Genomic DNA, 1,660 nt, shown 5'->3' on the forward strand with positions numbered 1-1,660 from the left:
ATTTTTACTATTTAGTTTTCAAGGAACAGATGAGCCAATATAACTGGCTTAAGTTGACACTATATTGCTAGCATTGTATCCAGAGTGTATAAAGAGCCTCTCATTCCCAAATCATGTCTGAATAGTTCTGTAACAGTATCAATGAGCAAAGGAGTTCTCGGTAGAATTTTCTTCAAAGCCTTTTCTTCCTCATAGGAAAATTCATTTTTATACTTATATTCAAAATACTGGCTTAATTCTACGGAATCGAATTCCTTGATTTCTGTTATATATATAACAGGAACGTCTCTCATAAGATGCGACAGAAAATCTTCACATTTCTTAATATCGGTTCTAATTTCAAGTAAAAGTAAAATATTTTCCTTTTCAAATTTTTTTATAAATTTATTTAAAATTTGAAAAGCTGAACCAGAAGCGTAATCCAGATTATCAAAATATATAACCTGTTTTTTTCTCCTTAATATAGGCACATATATGCGATATAAATATTCAAAAAAGTAAAACTGTAAGATATCCTGCTGCGTTTCATTTGGCACAGATTTCGGTTTCAGAATATTTAACAAGGAGGCTCTTGAACGGATGCTTAATTCTTCTTCAGATAAATAATCCGTTATTTCATTTATATCCTGCTCAGAAAAATTCGTAATATCCAAAGTATCAATATTCCAAATAGATGAAAGAATTTTTAGCAGAAATGCCTGCACGGTAGAAAATTCTTCCATATTAATTTTATGATAAGGAATTGAACTTTCTCTATACATTTTATTAAGTAAATGCTCAATAAAAAAGGACTTTCCACAGCCTGAGCACCCTTTTATAATGACAATACCCTTTTTCCCGGAAATAGCCTTATAGCACTGATCCAACTGATAGTTTCTATCTGATCCAATAAGTTTGTTCAATGAAGTAATGTGTACTTTTTTCTCAGATGATACTCGTTTGGAAACCGGATGAGTACTTACAGAATCTATTAATTGTTTCAAAAAGGAAGGTGAATATGTAGCCTTCAAAGTTTTATATAATTCTTTTACTCTGTCGGATACCTCAAAGATATCAACAAGCTCTACTTGTATATTTGAAAAACTGGAAAATTTATGTATTCGTTTCTGGGTTTCAGTGGAATAATGTAGGTTTGTAAAGATGTATATTTTCTGCGCCATTAAATTGATTGCTATAATCAATGTTTTGGAAAAGTCGGACATAGGCAGATCTTTATTTGACAGTTCGCGGAGCTTTGATTCTGATAATATTTTACATTGATCTATGTTCTCATTACCTGAAGCGATTATAATAAGTCCATCATAACCACCATCCTTGCGATTGGGAGTATGTGTGATAGAATAACTGATTTCAGAATCTGCTGGTAAATATGTCTCTAATATGCTGATTGAAAGTTTTTCAAACTCTTCCCAATTGTCTGTGGCAAAACTCATGTTATCTTTCATCCTTTTAATGCACGAAATCTTTTAATAATGGATAATTGCTAATTATCCATTATTAAACTAAGTATGGAAAATTATGATTTGTAATACATATAAGGAACGAATATCTAGTAAGCACGGAGCTGGACAACAAAGAAAAGAAGGAGCTTCTTATATAATTTAAATATAAGGAATTCCGAGAAAGAAGGTTGAGAAAAAAATACCTCAGAGTAAAATAA

At 31.0% G+C, this 1,660-nt stretch carries 1 protein-coding gene; it reads right to left on the reverse strand.

Annotation, left to right across the window (positions count from 1 at the left end):
* Positions 1-59: 59 nt before the first annotated feature.
* Positions 60-1,433, reverse strand: a complete 1,374-nt coding sequence (locus AB5Z12_RS20715) for an ATP-binding protein (RefSeq protein ID WP_368357539.1) — start codon at positions 1,431-1,433, stop codon at positions 60-62.
* Between the last annotated feature and the right edge of the window lie 227 nt (positions 1,434-1,660).

Origin of the sequence: Ruminococcus sp. RTP21358st1_G6_RTP21358_211008 (assembly GCF_040908885.1) — a bacterium.
In the GTDB taxonomy this organism is placed as follows: domain Bacteria; phylum Bacillota; class Clostridia; order Lachnospirales; family Lachnospiraceae; genus Blautia_A; species Blautia_A faecis.